Source organism: Rhodanobacter sp. IGA1.0 (genome assembly GCF_040208325.1).
Taxonomy (GTDB): Bacteria; Pseudomonadota; Gammaproteobacteria; order Xanthomonadales; family Rhodanobacteraceae; genus Rhodanobacter; species Rhodanobacter spathiphylli.
In genome coordinates, this window is sequence record NZ_CP157948.1 from 21,711 (window position 1) to 41,086 (window position 19,376).

A 19,376-nucleotide genomic window follows, 5' to 3' on the forward strand; every position below is an offset into this window, starting at 1 on the left:
ACTATAGTGCGATGCAACAAAAGCGCAAGAGTTTTTCGCGCAATTGGACGTCTATAGGGATGGACGGCCATTCGCCAGAAAGTCGGCGACGGCGGCAAGCGGCCGGTTCAGTCTTCCTCGGGCGGCAGCAGCGGCATCGCTTCCTGGTCGACCGCCAGCTGGCTGGCCGCGAGCGCCACCTGGGTGCGGTTGCTGACCCCGAGCTTGCGCATGATCGCGGTCATGTGGGCCTTCACGGTGGCCTCGGAAACGCCGAGCTCCCAGGCGATCTGCTTGTTCAGCAGGCCTTCGGCGATCATCGTCATCACCCGGAACTGCTGAGGCGTCAGCGTGGCGATCTGGGCGGCGGCGGCGGCTTCGTCGGGTCGCAGTTCGTCGGAGCCGCCCAGCAGCGCGTGTGGCACCCAGACGTCGCCATCGAGTACCGCACGGATCGCCGCCACGATGTCCTCGCCTGCGGTGGACTTGGGCACATAGGCCGACGCACCGTGGGCCAGTGCGCGCCGCGCCACCTGGGCCTCTTCATGGCCGGACACCACCATGATCGGCAGCCCCGGATACTGCCCGCGGATGTGCGCCAGCGCCGAATAGCCCCGCGCGCCGGGCATGTGCAGATCCAGCAGGAGCAGCTCGGCGTCGGGGAATTGCTCGATCAGTCCGAGCAGCGCATGCACGCTGTCCGCACTGTGCACCCGCGCCGGCGGCACGGCCGCCAGCACCGCGCGCTGCAACGCGTCGCGGAACAGCGGATGGTCGTCGGCGATCAGGATGTCGGGCATGGGGTTTTGGAGCAGGGAACGGGAAACGGGGAACGGGGAACAAAAGCGCGATATTTCGCATTGCTCGTGGCGGAGCGATCCGCCGGCGTTCCCCGTTCCCCGTCCCCTGTTCCCCGCTTCTTCACTTGATCAACCGCTCGTCGACCAGGTTCTTCACCACCCCCGGGTCGGCCAGGGTAGTGATGTCGCCGAGCTGATCGGGCAGGTTCTCGCCAATCTTGCGCAGGATGCGGCGCATGATCTTGCCGGAGCGGGTCTTCGGCAGGCCGGGCGCCCACTGCAGGTAGTCCGGCGTGGCGATCGGGCCGATCTCCTTGCGCACCCAGGCGATCAGTTCCTTGCGCAGCTCGTCGCTGCCGGTCTCGCCGGCGACCAGGGTGACGTAGGCGTAGATGCCCTGGCCCTTGATGTCGTGCGGGCAGCCGACCACGGCGGCTTCGGCGACTTTCGGGTGGGCCACCAGCGCGCTCTCCACCTCGGCGGTGCCCAGGCGATGGCCGGACACGTTGATCACGTCGTCGACGCGGCCGGTGATCCAGTAGTAACCGTCCTCATCGCGGCGGGCGCCGTCGCCGGTGAAGTAGTTGCCGGGATAGGCGCTGAAATAGGTTTCGATGAAGCGCTGGTGGTCGCCGTAGATGGTGCGCACCTGGCCGGGCCAGGAGTCGGTGATCAGCAGGTTGCCTTCGGCGACGCCGTCCTTCACCTCGCCGTCGGCGTTGACGATGGCCGGCTTGATGCCGAAGAACGGCAGGGTGGCCGAGCCCGGCTTGGTGGCGATGGCGCCGGGCAGCGGCGAGATCAGGATGCCGCCGGTCTCGGTCTGCCACCAGGTGTCGACGATCGGGCAGCGCTCGTCGCCGACCACGCGGTGGTACCACTCCCACGCCTCGGGATTGATCGGTTCGCCCACCGATCCGAGCAGGCGCAAGCTGGCGCGCGAAGTCTGCTTCACCGGCGCCTCGCCTTCGCGCATCAGGGCGCGGATCGCGGTGGGCGCGGTGTAGAACAGGCTGACCTGGTGCTTGTCGATCACCTGCCAGAAGCGGCTGAAGTCCGGGTAGTTCGGCACGCCCTCGAACATCACCGTGGTGGCGCCGTTGCACAGCGGGCCGTACACCACGTAGCTGTGGCCGGTGACCCAGCCCACGTCGGCGGTGCACCAGTAGACGTCATCCTCGCGCAGGTCGAACACCAGTTCGTGCGTGTAGCTGGTGTAGACCAGATAGCCGCCGGTGGAATGCTGCACGCCCTTGGGCTTGCCGGTGGAGCCGGAGGTGTACAGCACGAACAGCGGGTGTTCGGCCTCGACCGGGGTGGGCGCGCAGTCGGCGCTCTGGCCTTCCATCAGGGTGTGCCAGTAACGGTCGCGCGGCGACTGCATGTGCACCGCGCTGCCGGTGTGGCGCACCACGATCACGGTCTCCACGCTGTTGGTGCCGGGACGCTCCAGCGCGGCGTCCACGTTGACCTTAAGCGGAATGCGCTTGCCCGCGCGCAGGCCTTCGTCGGCGGTGACCACCACCTTGGCGGTGGAGTCGGCGATGCGCCCGGCCAGCGAATCGGGCGAGAAGCCGCCGAATACCACCGAGTGGATCGCGCCCAGCCGGGCGCAGGCCAGCATCGCCACCGCAGCCTCGGGAATCATCGGCAGGTAGATTGCCACGCGGTCGCCCTTGACCACGCCGAGGTGCTTCAGCGTGTTGGCGAACCTGCATACTTCCCCGTGCAGCTCGCGGTAGGTGATCCGGCGGGAGTCCTTCGGATCGTCGCCTTCGAAGATGATCGCCACCTTGTCACCGCGTTCGGCCAGATGGCGGTCGAGGCAATTCGCGCTGACATTGAGCTCGCCGTCCTCGTACCAGCGGATGTGCAGATCCTGCGGATCGAACGACACATCCTTGATCTTCTTCGGCGGCTTGATCCAGTCCAGTCGTTCGCCGATGCGCCCCCAGAAGCCTTCCGGATCGCCGACCGACTCGGCATACAGCCTGGTGTAGTCGTCGTGGCGCAAACGCGCTGCGGCGGCAAACGACGGGTCGACCGGATAAAGCTTGGACATGGCTGGCTCCTGCTGGCGGCGTCACCAGTGGCGACGGGATTCGCGCGCCTGGCGTCAGCGCCCGGCGCAGCACGGAGTTTGAGTGTAGCCCGATCAAGCCGGGGCCTGCGGTGGCTGGCGCGCTCGACTTTGGTCGAAGTTCGACCAATGGCGAATAGTCGCGCGCGCTGCAGCATGGCCATGCTCGGCCTGTCATCGACCTGGGGAGACGCACGCATGACCACGCGACACACCAATCGCCGCAACACGCTTGCCCTGAGCATGGCATGCGCACTGATGCTTCCGCTCGCCGGCCACGCGCAAGGCGACACGCGCGAACAGCAGCTCGAACAGCGGGTGGCCCAGCTCGAACAGCAGTTGAACGAACTCAAGGCGATGGTGCAGGCGCAGAAGGCCGCGCCCGCCCCCGCGCCCGCCCCGGTGCAGCAGGTCGCTGCCGCGCCGGCGACGCCGGTGTTCAGCAGCGCGCCCGGCGTGTCGGTGGCCCTGCATGGTTTCATCAGCGCCAGCGCCTTCAGCCAGAACAAGAGTTTCTCCTACGGCAACGGCCAGAACGCGCTGTATCCGACGCCGGGTTCGAGCGGCTCGCTCAGCGGCGTCGACGTGCGCAACACGCGCTTCTGGCTCGACTTCAAGGGCGCCAAGTTCGCCGGCAACTGGAGCGGCGGCGGTCGCATCGAGATGGACTTCTTCGGCGGCTTCAACGGCACCGGCGCCTACAGCCAGCAGCAGCCGACGCCGCGCCTGCGCCAGGCCTACATGGACCTGACCAACCCCGAGAGTGGCACCACGGTGCGCATCGGCCAGCAATGGGACCTGATGTTCCCGATCGACAACTCGGCCACCTCGCTGGCGCATATTGCATTCCCGCTGGGCTACGGTTCGGGCGTGATCGGCTGGCGCTTCCCCGGCCTGGTGGTGATGCAGGACTTGAACCATGGCAGCACCGGCGCACAGTGGCGACTCGACGTGGGCGTGTTCGAAGGCCACTGGAGCGGCCCGGGCAACAACCTCAATTACCTGACCGCGGGCAGCGCCGGCTTCCGACCGCAGCTCGAGGCGCGCCTGCACGTGCAGGACAAGAACTGGCTGGCCTACTTCGCGGCGCACTACAGCCAGGCCGACCTGCGCGGCGTGGGCGGCACCGCGGCCACGCCGGTGAAGTCCGAGGTCACCAGCGTGGGCTACGAGCTCGGCGGACAGTGGAAGCCCGGCCCGTGGACCTTCAAGGGCGCGGCGTACAGCGGCAAGGGCCTGGGCCAGATCTTCGGCGCGATGTCGCAGTTCGGCGACATCCAGGAAACCGGCGGCTACGCGCAGGCCGGTTACAGCTTCACGCCGAACTGGAGCCTGTACGCGTTCTACGCCTACAACAAGCCGGACCGGAACGACGTGGTCGACTGGATGGGCAACGGCGCCACCGGCCTGCTGCGCAATCGGCAGACCGCGTTGAGCCTGCAGTACGCGGCCGGTTCCTACGAGCTGGGCATGGAGTGGCTGCACGACAAGCTGGATTCGACCAGCAACGGCACCGACCACAAGACCACCAGCGGCAACCAGGTCAGCCTCAACGCGCTGTACCGCTTCTGACTTCACCGGCGATGCCTGGCATCGCCGCACAGCCTCCCGCCTTGCGGGGGGATGACGGGGTGCGGTCCGGGGCTTGCCGGGGGACCGCATCGGTCGACTTCTCTTCCACCCTGGCGGAGAGCGGCATCCCACTATCCTGAGAGGGGAAACTTCCATGGCCACCACCGCGATCGACGGGCGCGCCGCGCTCGATGTCAGCCACAAGCGGGTCATCCTGGCGTCCAGCCTGGGTACCGTGTTCGAGTGGTACGACTTCTACCTGTACGGCTCGCTGGCCGTGATCATCGGCAAGCAGTTCTTCTCCGGGCTCAACGAGGCCAGCCAGCTGGTGTTCGCCCTGCTCGCGTTCGCCGCCGGCTTCGCCGTGCGTCCGTTCGGCGCGCTGGTGTTCGGCCGGGTCGGCGACCTGGTCGGGCGCAAGTACACCTTCCTGATCACCATCGTGATCATGGGCCTGTCCACCTTCTTCGTGGGCCTGCTGCCCAGCTACGGCTCGATCGGCGTGGCGGCGCCGGTGATCCTGATCCTGCTGCGCATGCTGCAGGGCCTGGCGCTGGGCGGCGAGTACGGCGGCGCGGCCACCTACGTGGCCGAACATGCACCGCCGGGCAAGCGTGGCCTGTACACCAGCTTCATCCAGATCACCGCCACCTTCGGCCTGTTCCTGTCGCTGCTGGTGATCCTGGGCTGCAAGTGGATGATGGGCGACAAGTTCGAGGACTGGGGCTGGCGCATCCCGTTCCTGATCTCCTCCCTGCTGCTGGCGGTGTCGGTGTACATCCGCCTGCAGCTGGCCGAGTCGCCGGTGTTCCAGCAGATGAAGGAAGAGGGCAAGACCTCCAAGGCGCCGCTGACCGAATCGTTCGCCCGCTGGGGCAACCTGAAGCTGGTGATCCTGGCCCTGCTGGGCGCCACCGCCGGCCAGGCCGTGGTGTGGTACTGCGGCCAGTTCTACGCGATGTACTTCCTCGGCAGCACGCTGAAGATCGACTCGACCACCACCCAGTTGCTGATCGCGGCCGCGCTGCTGATCGGCACGCCGTTCTTCGTGGTGTTCGGCTGGCTGTCGGACAAGATCGGCCGCAAGCCGGTGGTGCTGGCCGGCTGCCTGCTGGCCGCGCTGACCTACTTCCCGATCTTCAAGGCGATCACCCACTACGGCAATCCCGGCATCGAGGCGGCACGCACCACGGCACCCGTCGTCGTGCACGCCGACCCGGCCAACTGCCACCTGCAGATCAACCTCACCGGCACCTCCAGCTTCACCAGCTCCTGCGACATCGCCAAGAGCACGCTGGCCAAGCGCGGCGTGCCGTACGACAACGAAGCCACCCCCGCCGGGTCGGTGGCGAAGGTCACGGTGGGCGGTGCCAGCATCGATGCGTTCGAAGGCAGCACGCTGGCCAAGGCCGACTTCGCGGCCCAGGGCAAGGCGTTCGCGGCCAGCCTCGGCGCGGCGCTGGACCAGGCTGGCTACCCGGCCAAGGCCGATCCGGCACGCAGCAATTACCCGATGCTGGTGTTCCTGCTGTTCCTGCTGGTGCTGTACGTGACGATGGTCTACGGCCCGATCGCGGCGTGGCTGGTGGAAATGTTCCCCACCAAGATCCGCTACACCTCGATGAGCCTGCCGTACCACATCGGCAACGGCTGGTTCGGCGGCTTCCTGCCCTCGGTGTCGTTCGGCATCGTGGCGCTCACCGGCAACATCTACGCGGGCCTGTGGTATCCGGTGGTGATCGCGCTGATGACCTTCGTGATCGGCATGCTGTTCGTGCGCGAAACCAAGGATGTCGACATCACCGCCTGAATCATGCGGGCGCGGCACGAAGAACGCAGCGGCGGGAGCCGCTGCGTTCTTCGTTGCGAAGCGCGTCAGGCGCGCTTGATCAGTCCGATGATCACCAGCAGCACGATCGCACCGATCATCGCGTAGACGATGCTGGTGACGATCGGGTTGCCCAGGCTGAAGCCGACACCGAGCGTCGGCAACAGCCAGCCGGCCAGGAACGCGCCGATGATGCCGACCACGATGTTGCCAAGCAGGCCGAAGCCGAAACCGCGCACGATCAGCCCGGCCAGCCAGCCGGCGATGGCGCCTATCAACAAGAAGATGAGCAGGGCGGTAAGCGTCATCATGAACTCCTGGTTCGAGCGAAAGAGTCGACGGTGGCCACATGCCGGGCCACGCCGCCGCAGCGTCCGCGCTCGCGTGTGCAGCGGTCGTGACGGCTGCGGGCCGGGGTATGCTGGCGCCCAGCATTCAGCGGTGACGCCAGCGGGAACCAGCCGATGACCACAGCCACACCGAGTTACGTGCATGGCGCCAGCCTGCAGCCGCTGCTGGGCGAAACCGTCGGTGGCCTGCTCGATCGGGTGGCGGCGAAATACCCGCAGCGTCCCGCGCTGGTCGTGCGGGCGCAGGACGTGCGCCTGAACTATCGGGAATTCCATGCCGAGGTGGAACGCGTCGCCGCGGGCCTGCTGGCGCTGGGCCTGGAGCGGGGCGAGCGCATCGGCATCTGGGCGCCGAACCGGGCCGAGTGGGTGGTGCTGCAGTTCGCCGCGCCGAAGGCCGGGCTGATCCTGGTCAACATCAACCCGGCGTATCGCACGCACGAGCTGGAGTACTCGCTGAACAAGGTCGGCTGCCGCGCACTGGTGCTGCCGCGCCGCTTCAAGACCTCGCACTACCTGGCGATGCTCACCGAGCTGGCGCCGGAACTGGCGACGGCGTCACCGGGCCAGTTGCAGGCAGCCAGGTTGCCCGCGTTGCGCGAGGTGATCCTGCTGGACCAGCAGGACGAGCCCGGTGCCCGCCGCTGGACGCAGCTGGCCGCGCTCGGCGACGAGGCGGCGCTCGCGCTGTTGCGCGTGCGCGAAGCGACGCTCAACTTCGACGACGCGGTGAACATCCAGTTCACCTCCGGCACCACCGGCGCGCCCAAGGGCGCCACCCTGACCCACCACAACATCGTCAACAACGGCTGGTTCATCGGCGAGGCGATGCGCCTGACCGAGCAGGACAGGCTGTGCATCCCGGTGCCGTTCTATCACTGCTTCGGCATGGTGCTGGGCAACCTGGCCTGCGTCACCCATGGCGCCTGCATGGTGATCCCCGGCGAGGGCTTCGACGCGCTGACCACCTTGCAATGCGTGGCCGAGGAACGATGCACCGGCCTGCACGGCGTGCCCACCATGTTCATCGCCGAGCTGGAGCATCCGCGCTTCGGCGAGTTCGACCTGAGCTCGCTGCGCACCGGCATCATGGCCGGCTCGCCGTGCCCCATCGAGGTGATGCGGCGGGTGGTCGGCGAGATGCACATGGCCGATGTCACCATCGCCTACGGCATGACCGAAACCAGCCCGGTGAGCTTCCAGACCGTGCCCGACGATCCGCTGGAACGCCGCGTCGACAGCGTGGGGCGGATCCATCCGCAGCTGGAAGTGAAACTGGTCGACGAGGCCGGCCAGGTGGTGCCGCGCGGCACCCCCGGCGAACTGTGCACGCGGGGCTACTCGGTGATGCTGGGTTACTGGGACGAGCCCGCGCGCACCGCCGAGGTGATCGACGAGGCGCGCTGGATGCATACCGGCGACCTGGCGGTGATTGACGCGGAGGGCTACTGCAGCATCGTCGGCCGGCTCAAGGACATGATCATTCGCGGCGGCGAGAACGTGTATCCGCGCGAGATCGAGGAGTTCCTCTACGGCCATCCGAAGATCCGCGACGTGCAGGTGTTCGGCGTGCCCGACCCGAAATTCGGCGAGCAGGTGTGCGCGTGGATCGTCCTGCGCGACGGCGTCAGCGCCAGCGTGGCCGAGATCCAGGATCACTGCCGCCATCACCTTGCCTATTACAAGGTGCCGCACTACGTGCGCTTCGTCGACGCCTTCCCGATGACGGTGACCGGCAAGATCCAGAAATACCTGATGCGCGACGCGATGGCGGCCGAGCTGGCGCCCTGACCGGGGTCAGGGACGCTCGTGCCGGAGCGGTGGCTTGCCTTCGCGCAGACGCTTGAGGTCGTACTCGGACAAGCTGGCTTCCCGTGCGTTGCCGGCGATGCGGGCGTGGACGAAGGCCAGCGTGGTGGCGAACACCCCGAGCAGCCCGGCCAGCATCCAGAAACCCCACGCGCCCGCACTGTGGCGGGTGAAGCAGAGCACGAAGGCGAATACGGTGGAAACCAGCAGCAACCAGCGCATGGGCACGACCCGGCAAGTGGATGGAGCGTCGCTCCCGCGACGACGGACGGGCAGATCATAGCGCCGCCCATGCGCGCCGGGCGCGCGCGGCATCACGACCTGGCGTGGTGTCGCCACGACTGAGATTCCGGCACGCCACACTGCCCGGATGAGCTCGCCGCCACCACCCGATTCACCCCGCGCCCCGCGTGCGCACAAGGGGCGCGGCGCCGCGTCGAATCCCGAAGGCCGCTTCGAAAGCGTCCGCCACCAGGCCGAGGATGACGGCTGGCAAGGTGCGCTGCTGGACGAGGATGCGCCGCGCCCGCGCACGGAAGTCACCAACGAGCGCGCGCGCAGCGTGATCAGCCGCAACGACTCGCCGGACATTGCCTTCAGCCAGGCGATCAATCCGTATCGCGGCTGCGAGCATGGCTGCATCTACTGCTTCGCGCGACCGTCGCACAGCTATCTCAACCTGTCGCCGGGTCTCGACTTCGAGACGAAGATCCGCGCCAAGGGCAACCTCGCCGAGGTGCTGCGGGCGGAACTGGGCAAGCCCGGCTATGCAATCAGCCCGATCAACATCGGCAGCAACACCGACCCCTACCAGCCGATCGAGAAGCGCTGGCGGCTGACCCGCGCCGCGCTGGAGCTGCTGGCCGAATGCCATCACCCGTGCACCATCGTGACCAAGAACGCGCTGGTCGAGCGCGACCTCGACATCCTGGCGCCGATGGCGCGCGAAGGGCTGGTGCAGGTCCTTGTCTCGGTCAATTCGCTGGACAACCATCTCGCCGCGAAACTCGAACCCCGCGCCAGCGCGCCGCACCGGCGGATCAAGGCGATCCGCAACCTGGCCGAGGCCGGCGTGCCGGTCGGCGTGCTGGTGGCGCCGATCATTCCCGCGTTGAACGACAAGGACATGGAAGCGGTGCTGGCGCAGGCCTTTGATGCCGGCGCGCGCAGCGCCGGCTACACCACGTTGCGCCTGCCGCACGAACTGAAGTCGCTGTTCCGCGAATGGCTGGCCCTGCATGCGCCGCAGCGCGCCGAACACGTGATGAGCCTGGTGCAGCAGATGAACGGCGGTCGCGACTACGACAGCGACTTCGCCACCCGCATGCGCGGGCAGGGCGTGTTCGCCGACCTGCTGCGCCGCCGCTTCGAGCTGGCCTGCCGCCGGCACGGCTTCGGCCGTGCCCGCGAGCTGCAACTGGATATTTCGCGCTTCGTGCCGCCGCGCAAACCCTCGCCCCAGGGCGAGCTGTTCTGAGAGAGCCGCTCAGCTCTGCACAAACGGATGCGGCAATTGCGTCAACCCATGCCAGCCGCGCCGCGCCAGCCAGATCATGCCGGCGACCAGCAGCAGCCACGCACCGACCAGGGGCAGCAGCAGTGGCTCGACGCCCGCGACCGGATGACGGCCCCAGCTGATCGCCGGCAACAGCAGGCTCGACATGCAGAGCACGAAACTGGTGACCAGCACCGCGCCGGTCACCCAGATGGACAGCCGGCGGCCGCCGAAAAGATTGAGCAGCATCGCCACGGTGACGGTCGCGACACCCAATTGGGCCAGCAGCAGGAACGACAGCATCGCGACATGGCCATGCCAGCACAGCATGGCGACACCGATCAGCAGCGCCAGCAGCGCATGCAACACCAGCGGCAGACCCAGTCCGGCGCGCACCACTTGCCGCCGCGCCTGCGCAGGCTCGCCCAGCCCCGGCAGGAGCGCCAGCAGGGGCAGTTCGGCATTGGCCTGCTGCCAGCGCCGCTTCAGCCAGACCAGGCTGAACGTGCAGATCATCGGGCCGGCAACGCCGCCGACCATGCCAAGGCTGCCGATCAACACGCCGCGCATCGCGACGGCGGCCTGCGCGCCCTGTCCACCCCAATGCAGCAGCCACGCGACACCCAGCAAGGGCAGCGCGATGAAGGCGATCATCAGGCCCAGTTGCCTGGCGTAGCTGCGCCAGGTTTGCGGCAGGTACCAGCCCCCCAGTGCCACCCGCAGTGCCTTGCGCGGCGCCGTCGGGCCCACGCCGTCGAGGCTGACGGCCAGTTGCAGCCAGTCCGGTCGCTGCTGCAGCTGGCGCAGGTCGCCGATGGCGCTCCACTGGCCCCAGCCGCCGCTGCGATATTGCAGCACCATCGGCGAACTCCAGCCCTGCGCGCGGCTGGAACCGTTGCGCAGCAGCCGCCGCCAGCAGGGCACGATCAGCAGCAGTGACAGCAGGATCAGCGGCAGCGCGATCAGCACGAAGCGGGGGTCGTCAATGCCTGGCAGGTGCAGGCGGTGCCACAGCGTATTGCCCAGGGTGGGGGTCAGCCCGAAGAAGATGGCGCAGTAGCGTGGCATCAGCGCGAACGCGAGCCCGAGCGACGTGCACAGCGTCAGCACGACCGCGGTGTTGAGCACCGGCGCGCCCAGCATGCCCAGCACGAGGGTCGGCACGGCGATGCCGAGCCCGGCATGCAGCAGCAGGGACGCCACGATCTGCCGCTGGATCGCCGGCACGCGCAGCTGCCACGCATCGATCGCCAGCAACAGGGTGGTCGACAGGAAGAATGCCCACACGAACAGCAGACCCACGCCAAACATGAAGATCGCGCCGGCGAAATGGCCGGGCTTGCTGCCGAACAGGCCGAGGCCGATGGCCGAACCGGCACACACGGTCAGTAGCACCACCGCCATCCAGCGCAGCGAGCGATGGGCCGCGTACCAGGGAATCCGGAACAGCTGAGACAGTTTCATTCGGCCACCTCCACGAACAGGTCCTCCAGCCCCAGCGCGTCGACGCGGGCGCCGGCCAGGCTGGCGGCCTCCGGCCAGCGGCCGCGCCCGTCGAGCTCGACCACCAGGCTGAGGCTGCCGTCGTCGTGGCGCCGCCGGCTCAGGCTGTGGGCAGGAGCGGCCGAGCTCAGCCGCTCGGGCAGCCACAGCCGCGCATAGCGCTCCTTGGTTTCATCGACACTGCAGCGCATCAGCAACTTGCCCCGATGCAGGAACGCCACCTCCGAGGCCACGCGCTCCAGGTCCGACACGATATGGGTGGAGAACAGCACGGTGGTGCCGGACTCGCCGGCGCGCAGCGCCACCTCGCGCAGCAGTTCGCGGCGGGCGACCGGGTCGAGCGCCGCGGCCGGTTCGTCCAGCACCAGCAGCTCCGGTTGCGAGGCCAGCGCGCGGATCAGGTCGACACGCTGGCGTTCGCCCGGCGACAGCTTCGCCAGCAGCCGGTTCGGCTGGATCTGCCAGCGCTCCAGCGTGTTCCTGACGAAGGTCTTGTCCCAGCGCGGGTAGAAACGGCCGACGAAGTCGAGCATCTGTTGCGCGGTGAGCCAGGCCAGCGCCTCGGGCTGCTGCGGCACGTAGGCGATGCGCGCCTTGGCCTCGTCGCCGAGCGCCAGCGCCGGTTCGCCGAATACCGTCGCGACCCCGGCCATCGGTTCGAGCAGGCCCAGCATGATGCGGATCAGGGTCGACTTGCCGGCGCCGTTGCGGCCGATCAGGCCGAGCACGCTGCCCGGTTCCAGCGCCAGGTCGACGCCGTTCAGCGCATTGCTGCCCTCGTAGCTGTGGACCAGCCCGCGCACCGCGAGCGGGGCGATGGTGGATTCCGTTTCACTCGGCATGGCGTTCATCTCATTCTCCCAGCAGTTTGGTCAGGCGCCGCAGCACCGGCGCGGCGGGCAGTTCGAGTTCGTGGGCATGGCGCGCCAATGCCTGCAACTGCGGTTCGAGCAGGGCCAGCCGGTGGCTTTCGCTTTGCGCGGCCTTGCGCGTGGCGATCACCGCCATGCCCTTGCCGCGCAGGCGCTCGACCAGGCCTTCGCTTTCGGCGATGCCGTAGGCGCGCGACACGGTCATCGGGTTGATCGCATGGAAGCCGGCGACGTCGCGCACCGATGGCAGCAGTTCGCCATGGGCGAGCTGGCCGCCGGCAATCAGCCGGCGCAGCTGTTCGACGATCTGCCGATAGATCGGCTCGCTGGCGGTCGGTTGAACGGTAAGCAGAGAGGCATCCATGTGTATCAGTACAGCAATACACACAGGGATTGTCAACAATGACTTCCGACCCTGCCGGCAGTAAGCCCGTCGCCTGGCGGGAAACACGGATGGTCGCCGCCGCCGGGTAGCGCCTCAGACCCTCTTCACGCGCCGATGAAGTCCGATCGGCTGCAATGCGGACATTCGTCCAGGCGTGTTCGTCGCGACGCCCCGCACCCGGGAGGCACCGATGTCTTCATTCGCGCTCTATCTGATCGGCATGATCGTCGTGATCGGCGGTCTGGTTTACATCGCCACGCTGCTGCACGTGCCCAACCAGTGGATCATCGGCGGCGCCGTCGTGCTGGTGGGGGCGGGCATCCTGGGTGCGGTCACCAAGACCCGCAGCAAGGATCCGCCCGAGCACTGACGGCGAGGCGCGACAAAAAAGAGCGGGCCGATCGGCCCGCTCTTTTCATGCCCGTCGGTTCATGCCGCACGGTTCATGCCGCTCGGTTCAGCGGCTGGCCGGCAGGTATTTCTCGAACCAGCCCAAGGCCCGCTGCAGCACGTCGCGCTGGTGGGCGGGATCGACGAAGTGGTGGCCCTCGTTCGGGTACACCACCAGCGAGGTCGGCACGCCCTGCGCACGCAGCGCGTGCCACATCTCGAACGACTGCGGCGCCGGACATTCGGCGTCGCGATCACCGACCACGATCAGCATCGGCGTGTTCACCTGCCTGACGAAGTTGATCGCCGAGCTCTTCGCGTACACCGCCGGGTCGTCGTAGACGCTGGCGCCGAAGAACGGCGGCATCCACTGGTCGATCAGGTTCTGGCCGTAATAGCTCTGCCAGTTGGCGATGCCGGCGCCGGCCACCACGGCGCGGAAGCGCCGGGTCTGCGTGGGCGCGAACATGCTCATGAAGCCGCCGTAGCTCCAGCCGGTGAGACCGAGCCGCCGGTCGTCCACCGGAAACTTCTTCTCCACCGCGTCGACGCCGGCGAGGATGTCGCGCAGGTCGCCGTAGCCGAAGTCCTTGCGGTTCGCCTGCACGTATTTCTCGCCCTGGCCGAAGCTGCCGCGCGGGTTCGGCTGGAACACGAAATAACCCAGCGCGGACAGCGGCGCGGCGCCGTAACCCACGCCGGGCCAGCGCGGGATCACCGCACTGGACGGGCCGCCGTGCACCACCACCACCATCGGATAGGTCTTCTTCGGATCGTAGTGGGCCGGGTACAGCAACCAGCCCTGCACGTGGAAGCCCTCGTTGTTCCACTCCACCGACTCGGCCTTGCCCCAGGCCGGTTTCAGCGCGGCGTTGAACGCGGTCACCGCCGGCGGCGCGCCCTTGTCCAGCGCGCCGGCGTGCACCTCGCTGGCGGCGGCGTACGAGCTCTGCACGAACGCGACGCGCTTGAAATCGGCCGACAGCGACATCGCCATCGAGGCGCTGCCGTCGCCGATGCTGGCCGGCACGGTGAAGTGCACGCGCCGCTGCTGCGCGCCCGTGGCGGATATCGCGTAGTCGGCCAGCTGGCTCTGGCCGTTGCTGACCTGGCTGACCAGCATCGAGCGCGGCGAGGTCCAGTGCAGCCAGCTCGGCGTGACCTTGATGCCGGGCGTGAGATCGACCAGCGCACCGCCGGCGGCAGGCACCGCGTAGATGTCGCCGCCGGTGGCGCCCTGGTCGCTCATCAGGCCGCCGATGAAGGCGATCCGCGAGGCATCCGGCGACCAGCGCGGCAGCGCGATCTGAAGACGCCGCAGCGAGCCGCTGGCGGCGTCGGCCGGATCGACCAGCACGGTCGCGCCGGCGTCCACCTGGGCAGGTTGCACGTAGAGTTTGGCGATCCACCAGGTGTTGTCGCCCGGCGGCAGCGCAGCGGTATAGGCGATGCGCGAGCCGTCCGGCGACCAGTCGAACTCGTACGCGTACATGTTGGCCGGAGTCAGCTCGCGCACCGTGCCGCTGGCCACGTCGAGGCTGGCCACGCGTTGCACTTCCACCCCGGTCACGCCGATTTCGCCGGCGGCCGGTTTCGCCGCGGCGGTGGCGCTGGCATGGCGGGTGGCGCCAGCCACGTAGAGGAAGCCGAGCGACTTGCCGTCATCGGTCCATTGCAGCGCGCGCACGTAACCCTTCAGCTCGGCCAGCCGCGCGGGCGCGTCGTGGCCGGTGGTATCGGCCAGGTAGATCGCGTTCTGCATCACCCTGGTGCTGGTGAGGTCGACGTTGCAGTTGGAGACGAAGGCGAGGTGGTGCGAATCGGGTGCCCAGGCGATGCCGGACTCGGCGCAGCTGCCGGATCGGGCCGCGGCGGTCACCCGGCGCGCATGGCTGCCGTCGGCCTTCGCCACCTCGATCGCCGGCTTGCCGTCGCGCTGGATCACCCAGGCGAGCTGCTTGCCGTCCGGCGAGATCGCGGTGGCCTGGATCGACTGCGCCTTGCCCAGTTCGGTCAACACCTGCCCGATGCGCGGATCGACCTCGGCCGGGGCGGCGAAGGCTTGCGGTGCCAGTGCGAGAGCAAGCAGCGACAGCGGGGCGATCAGGCGTGAGCGTTTCGGCATGGGAGGGATTCCGGCGTGGGGAATCCCGAAGCTACAACCCGATGCCACCCGCGCCAAGTGCAGGACGGCATGGCGACCGGATCAGTGCCGCGCCGTCTTTCCGCCGGCGTCCTGGCGCGCGGAGACCATCGCGGCCAGCTTCGCCCGGATCGTGGGGATCGCCGCCAGCGCGGCCTTCTCGCCGGCCAGGATGGCCTGGTTCTTCTGCTCGAAATCGGTGGGGCCGATGCCGCGCAGGTCAGGCCGGATCACCACCTCGGCGCGCGCGCTTTCCTGCGCCGCCAGTTGCCGCCCCATGATGTCGATCGACTGGCCCACGATGCCCATCATGTCCTGCGGGTTGCTGCCGTCGGGCGCGGCGGAGATATCCACCGCGATCACGAAATCGGCGCCGAGCTGGCGCGCCGCGTCGACCGGGATCGGACTGACCACGCCGCCGTCGACGTAGTGCTTGCCGTGGATCTCCACCGGCTCGAACACCCCGGGGATGCTGGACGACGCGCGCACCGCGCGGCCGGTATTGCCGCGCACGAACACCGTGCGCGTGCCCGTTTCCAGCTCGGTCGAAACAGCGGCGAACGGCAGCTTCAACTGTTCGATCGGCTGCTTGTGCAGCAGTTGGTTGACGTAATCCTGCAGCGCCTGGCCCTGCACCAGGCCGCCGGAGAACAGCCGCACGTCGCGGATCTTCGCCTCGTCCAGACCGAACGCGGTCTGCTGCAGCGCGAACGCGTCCATGCCGCTGGCGTACAGCGCGCCGACCACGCTGCCGGCGCTGGTGCCGGCGACCACGTCCGGATGGATGCCGCTCGCCTCCAGCATCTTGATCACGCCGATGTGGGCGAAACCCTTGGCCGCGCCGCCGCCGAGGGCGAGGCCGATCTTCAGCTTCACCGGTGCGGCTGGTGGCGGCACGGGTTTCGCTGCGTGCGTGCAGGCGCCCAGCACGAGCGTGGCAAGCAGGGGCAGGAGCAGGCGACGGAAGGGCATGGGGTGGTGTCGGGAGATTTTGATTGGCTCCTCCCCCTGCATGCAGGGGGAGGCTGGGAGGGAGCAGGAAGCGTCAGCTCATGGCGCCGTCGGCTTCGAGGTGATAGTGCGTGGCCAGCTCCACTTCTTCCTTCGAGCCGAGGAACACCGGCACGCGCTGGTGCAGGCCGGTGGGCTGGATCTCCATGATGCGCCGGCGGCCGGTGGTCGCCGCGCCGCCGGCCTGCTCGACGATGAAGGCCATCGGGTTGGCCTCGTACATGATGCGCAGCTTGCCGCCCTGCTTCTCGATCTTCGCGTCCAGCGGGTAATAGAACACGCCGCCGCGGGTCACGATGCGGTGCACGTCGGCGACCATCGAGGCGACCCAGCGCATGTTGAAATCCTTGCCGCGCGGGCCGGTCCTGCCGGCCAGCAGTTCGCCGACGTAGCGCTGCATCGGCGCCTGCCAGTGGCGCTGGTTGGACATGTTGATGGCGAACTCGGTGGCCTGTTCCGGGATGCGGATATTGCGACGACTGAGCACGAAGCTGCCCACCTCGCGGTCCAGCGTGAACTCGTGGGTGCCATGGCCGAAGGTCAGCACCAGCACGGTGGCCGGCCCGTACACCACGTAGCCGGCGGCGAGCTGGGTGGTGCCCGGCTGCAGGAAGTGCTCGGCCTTCGGTTCGGTCACGCCGTCCGGGCAGCGCAGCACCGAGAAGATCGTGCCGACGGAGATGTTCACGTCGATGTTGGAGCTGCCGTCCAGCGGATCGAACAGCAGCAGGTGCTGGCCTTTCGGATAGCCGTCAGGAATCTGCTGGGGGTCTTCCATCTCCTCCGAGGCGCAGGCCGCGAGGTGGCCACCCCAGGCGTTCGCCTCCAGCAGGATCTCGTTGGAGATCACGTCCAGCTTCTTCTGCGCCTCGCCCTGGATGTTGCCCGTGCCGGCCTCGCCCAGCACGCCGCCCAGCGCCCCCTTGCCGGTGGCCACGCCGATGCGCTTGCAGGCGCGCGCGACCACTTCGATCAGCAGGGAAAGTTCGGCATTGATGTGGCCGGCGCGGCGTTCCTCGATCAGGAACTGGATCAGCGAGACAGGCTTCATGTCGGGTCCATGGCGTAGGGGATGGCTATTGTCGCATTTGTTCCTGAGCGGGGAACGGGGATCGGCAGCGCCGGGGAATGGGGAGCTTGGCGGTCCTCCCGCTTGTTCCCCGTTCCCGGCCCTGCTGACAACACGTTGGCAGCAGCCCCCCCGCAAGCTGCACCTCCAAGGCGGAGGATCAAGACATGCGCGATGTGGTTTATTTCCTGGTGTTCGAGGGCTTTGCCGACTGGCAGGCGGCGCTGGCCCTGTGCGAGATACGGCGCCCCGGCGACTGGCGGGTGCAGGCGGTGGGCTTCAGCCGCGCTCCGGTCACCTCGATGGGCGGGCTGTGCGTGCAGCCGGAGCTGACCCTGGATCAGCTGGACGACGCAAGCGCCGCGATGCTGATCGTGCCCGGCGGCCATCTCTGGCAGCGTGGCGAGGGCGCGCCCGCGGTGGTGGCGATGCGCCGGTTGCATGCGGCCGGGGCGGTGGTGGCCGGCATCGACAGCGGCGTGCTGGCGCTGGCCCGCGCCGGCCTGCTCGATGATTGCCGCCACACCGGCAACTGGTCGGGGCAGCTCGCTGCCCAGGTGCCCACCTATGCCGGCGCGGAGCAATACGACAGCGAGGTGCTCGCGGTCAGCGACGGCGGCGTGATCAGCGCCAGCCACCTCGGCAGCGTGGAATTCGCCCGCGAGGTGATCCGCACGCTCGACCTGTACAGCCCCACCGACCGCGAGCACTGGTATCGCCTGTTCAAGCACGCGCAGCTGCCGCCCTGGTGCGTCGGCGAAGTCATGGCGGCATGAGGAGGTCACGATGAACAAGATCCTGCAACGCACCTTGATGGCTTATCGCCCGCTGTACCTGCACGGCCTGCTGCTGGACGGCCAATACCGCTTGCCGAAGGCGAACCCGGCCGGCGCCGCTGGCCCGGCACCGCGGCGCCAACGCGCGCTGCTCGCCGCACTGACCCACATCGTCTTCCACCACCGGAGCAAATGATGATCAAGACGTATCACGGCAGCTGCCATTGCGGCACGGTACGCTACGAGGCGGAAATCGATCTCGCCGCCGGCACCGGGCGCTGCAACTGCTCGATCTGCACCAAGACGCGCCAGTGGGGCGTGACGATCAAGCCCGCCGCCTTCCGCCTGCTGGCCGGCGAGGACGCGTTGTCGGATTACCAGTTCAACACCCGCAGCGCCCACCATCTGTTCTGCCGGCATTGCGGCGTGCGCTCGTTCGGCCGCGGCCATATCGCGGAAATCGGCGGCGACTACGTGTCGATCAGCCTGGCCTGCCTCGATGACGTCGAACCGCAGGAGTTGATCGAGGCGCCGCTGCGCTTCGCCGACGGTCGCCACAACAACTGGATGTCCGCACCGGCCGAAACGCGGCATCTCTGAAACTTTCCACCCGTTCGCCAGGAAACCACGATGAGCAAGCCACGCGTCTCCTTCTTCCATTCGACACAAAGCCGCTCCACCGGCACTCGCGCCCTGCTCGAGGAGCTGGGTGCCGACTACGAATTGCACCTGCTCGACCTGAAGACCGGCCAGCAGCGCCAGCCCGAATATCTGGCGATCAATCCGATGGGCAAGGTGCCGGCGATCCTGCATGGCGGAGCCCTGGTCACCGAGCAGCCGGCGGTCTTCATCTACCTGGCCGACCTGTATGCCGAAGCCGGGCTGGCGCCGCCGATCGGTGATCCGTTGCGCGGTCCGTACCTGCGCTGGCTGGTGTTCTACGGTTCGTGCTTCGAACCGGCGGTGACGGACAAGTCGCTGCAGCGCGAGCCGGCGTCGACGTCGACCTGCGGCTACGGCGACTACGACACCATGCTGAAGACCGTGGTCGACCAGCTGGAAAAGGGTCCGTACCTGCTGGGCGAACGCTTCAGTGCGGCGGACGTGTTGTGGGGCACCGCGTTGAACTGGACCACGATGTTCAAGCTGGTGCCCGAGCTGCCGGTGATCCGCGCCTACATCGACCGCGTGCTGGCACGGCCGGGCGTGCAGCGTGCCGCCGCGCTGGACGCCGAACTGGTGGCCGCCCAGGGCGCGTGATGCGATGAGTCGTGACGTTCGACGCTGTTCGCCGTCATCGTTCCCGGGGATGAT

At 68.1% G+C, this 19,376-nt stretch carries 19 protein-coding genes; 9 read left to right on the forward strand and 10 right to left on the reverse strand.

Features of this window, described 5'->3' with window-relative positions:
• Nucleotides 1–107: 107 nt before the first annotated feature.
• On the reverse strand, nt 108–779 hold the full coding sequence (locus tag ABNK63_RS00075; protein WP_007809796.1) for a response regulator transcription factor: 672 nt from the start codon (nt 777–779) through the stop codon (nt 108–110).
• Nucleotides 780–900: 121 nt separating this feature from the next.
• Nucleotides 901–2,841 (reverse strand): acetate--CoA ligase, encoded by a 1,941-nt coding sequence (gene acs, locus ABNK63_RS00080; RefSeq protein WP_007809795.1) that lies wholly within the window; start codon nt 2,839–2,841, stop codon nt 901–903.
• A gap of 216 nt (nt 2,842–3,057) precedes the next feature.
• Here acs and ABNK63_RS00085 point away from each other — a divergent pair, with 216 nt between their 5' ends.
• Entirely contained in the window at nt 3,058–4,431 is a 1,374-nt protein-coding gene (locus ABNK63_RS00085) for a carbohydrate porin (protein WP_007809793.1), read from the forward strand.
• 154 nt (nt 4,432–4,585) lie between these two features.
• Nucleotides 4,586–6,241, forward strand: a complete 1,656-nt coding sequence (locus tag ABNK63_RS00090; protein ID WP_007809791.1) for an MFS transporter — start codon at nt 4,586–4,588, stop codon at nt 6,239–6,241.
• 65 nt (nt 6,242–6,306) lie between these two features.
• On the opposite strand, the gene ABNK63_RS00095 is transcribed toward ABNK63_RS00090, so the two are convergent.
• Entirely contained in the window at nt 6,307–6,567 is a 261-nt protein-coding gene (locus tag ABNK63_RS00095; protein WP_007809790.1) for a GlsB/YeaQ/YmgE family stress response membrane protein, read from the reverse strand.
• A gap of 156 nt (nt 6,568–6,723) precedes the next feature.
• On the opposite strand from ABNK63_RS00095, the gene ABNK63_RS00100 reads away from it, so the two are divergent.
• Complete coding sequence (locus ABNK63_RS00100) at nt 6,724–8,400, forward strand: AMP-binding protein (protein ID WP_350016308.1); 1,677 nt, start codon at nt 6,724–6,726, stop codon at nt 8,398–8,400.
• 6 nt (nt 8,401–8,406) lie between these two features.
• On the opposite strand, the gene ABNK63_RS00105 is transcribed toward ABNK63_RS00100, so the two are convergent.
• Nucleotides 8,407–8,640, reverse strand: a complete 234-nt coding sequence (locus ABNK63_RS00105; protein ID WP_007809788.1) for a hypothetical protein — start codon at nt 8,638–8,640, stop codon at nt 8,407–8,409.
• A gap of 148 nt (nt 8,641–8,788) precedes the next feature.
• Here ABNK63_RS00105 and ABNK63_RS00110 point away from each other — a divergent pair, with 148 nt between their 5' ends.
• On the forward strand, nt 8,789–9,895 hold the full coding sequence (locus ABNK63_RS00110; protein ID WP_350016309.1) for a PA0069 family radical SAM protein: 1,107 nt from the start codon (nt 8,789–8,791) through the stop codon (nt 9,893–9,895).
• A 9-nt stretch (nt 9,896–9,904) separates the two neighbouring features.
• Here ABNK63_RS00110 and ABNK63_RS00115 read toward each other — a convergent pair whose 3' ends face one another.
• Genes ABNK63_RS00115 through ABNK63_RS00125 form a run of 3 tightly spaced genes read right to left on the reverse strand, consistent with a single transcriptional unit; the run spans nt 9,905 to nt 12,652 of the window.
• Nucleotides 9,905–11,377, reverse strand: coding sequence for a hypothetical protein (locus tag ABNK63_RS00115; RefSeq protein WP_350016310.1), 1,473 nt, complete (start codon nt 11,375–11,377; stop codon nt 9,905–9,907).
• The gene (locus ABNK63_RS00120) at nt 11,374–12,267 is read right to left on the reverse strand and encodes an ABC transporter ATP-binding protein (RefSeq protein ID WP_350016311.1); all 894 of its coding nucleotides are present in this window, start codon (nt 12,265–12,267) and stop codon (nt 11,374–11,376) included. Before ABNK63_RS00120 ends, ABNK63_RS00115 begins: the two co-directional genes overlap by 4 nt.
• A 1-nt stretch (nt 12,268) precedes the next feature.
• Nucleotides 12,269–12,652: a GntR family transcriptional regulator gene (locus ABNK63_RS00125; RefSeq protein WP_350016312.1), complete on the reverse strand. Its 384-nt coding sequence runs from the start codon at nt 12,650–12,652 to the stop codon at nt 12,269–12,271.
• Between the two features lie 211 nt (nt 12,653–12,863).
• Between ABNK63_RS00125 and ABNK63_RS00130 the strand changes: the two genes are divergently transcribed.
• Nucleotides 12,864–13,043: a hypothetical protein gene (locus tag ABNK63_RS00130; protein WP_007809783.1), complete on the forward strand. Its 180-nt coding sequence runs from the start codon at nt 12,864–12,866 to the stop codon at nt 13,041–13,043.
• An 87-nt stretch (nt 13,044–13,130) separates the two neighbouring features.
• On the opposite strand, the gene ABNK63_RS00135 is transcribed toward ABNK63_RS00130, so the two are convergent.
• From ABNK63_RS00135 to ABNK63_RS00145, 3 genes are all read right to left on the reverse strand, one after another.
• Entirely contained in the window at nt 13,131–15,188 is a 2,058-nt protein-coding gene (locus ABNK63_RS00135) for a S9 family peptidase (protein ID WP_350016313.1), read from the reverse strand.
• A gap of 81 nt (nt 15,189–15,269) precedes the next feature.
• The gene (locus ABNK63_RS00140) at nt 15,270–16,178 is read right to left on the reverse strand and encodes a patatin-like phospholipase family protein (protein ID WP_350016314.1); all 909 of its coding nucleotides are present in this window, start codon (nt 16,176–16,178) and stop codon (nt 15,270–15,272) included.
• 73 nt (nt 16,179–16,251) lie between these two features.
• Nucleotides 16,252–17,268 carry a class 1 fructose-bisphosphatase gene (locus ABNK63_RS00145; protein ID WP_350016315.1) on the reverse strand — a complete coding sequence of 339 codons (1,017 nt, stop codon included), beginning with the start codon at nt 17,266–17,268 and terminating at the stop codon, nt 16,252–16,254.
• A gap of 185 nt (nt 17,269–17,453) precedes the next feature.
• On the opposite strand from ABNK63_RS00145, the gene ABNK63_RS00150 reads away from it, so the two are divergent.
• The 4 genes from ABNK63_RS00150 to ABNK63_RS00165 are packed head-to-tail and all read left to right on the forward strand — an operon-like array spanning nt 17,454 to nt 19,322.
• Nucleotides 17,454–18,062, forward strand: a complete 609-nt coding sequence (locus tag ABNK63_RS00150; protein WP_350016316.1) for a DJ-1/PfpI family protein — start codon at nt 17,454–17,456, stop codon at nt 18,060–18,062.
• Between the two features lie 10 nt (nt 18,063–18,072).
• Nucleotides 18,073–18,258 (forward strand): hypothetical protein, encoded by a 186-nt coding sequence (locus ABNK63_RS00155; protein WP_007809773.1) that lies wholly within the window; start codon nt 18,073–18,075, stop codon nt 18,256–18,258.
• Complete coding sequence (locus tag ABNK63_RS00160; RefSeq protein ID WP_350016317.1) at nt 18,258–18,662, forward strand: GFA family protein; 405 nt, start codon at nt 18,258–18,260, stop codon at nt 18,660–18,662. Before ABNK63_RS00155 ends, ABNK63_RS00160 begins: the two co-directional genes overlap by 1 nt.
• 30 nt (nt 18,663–18,692) lie before the next feature.
• Nucleotides 18,693–19,322, forward strand: a complete 630-nt coding sequence (locus tag ABNK63_RS00165; RefSeq protein WP_350016318.1) for a glutathione S-transferase family protein — start codon at nt 18,693–18,695, stop codon at nt 19,320–19,322.
• Nucleotides 19,323–19,376: the final 54 nt, after the last annotated feature.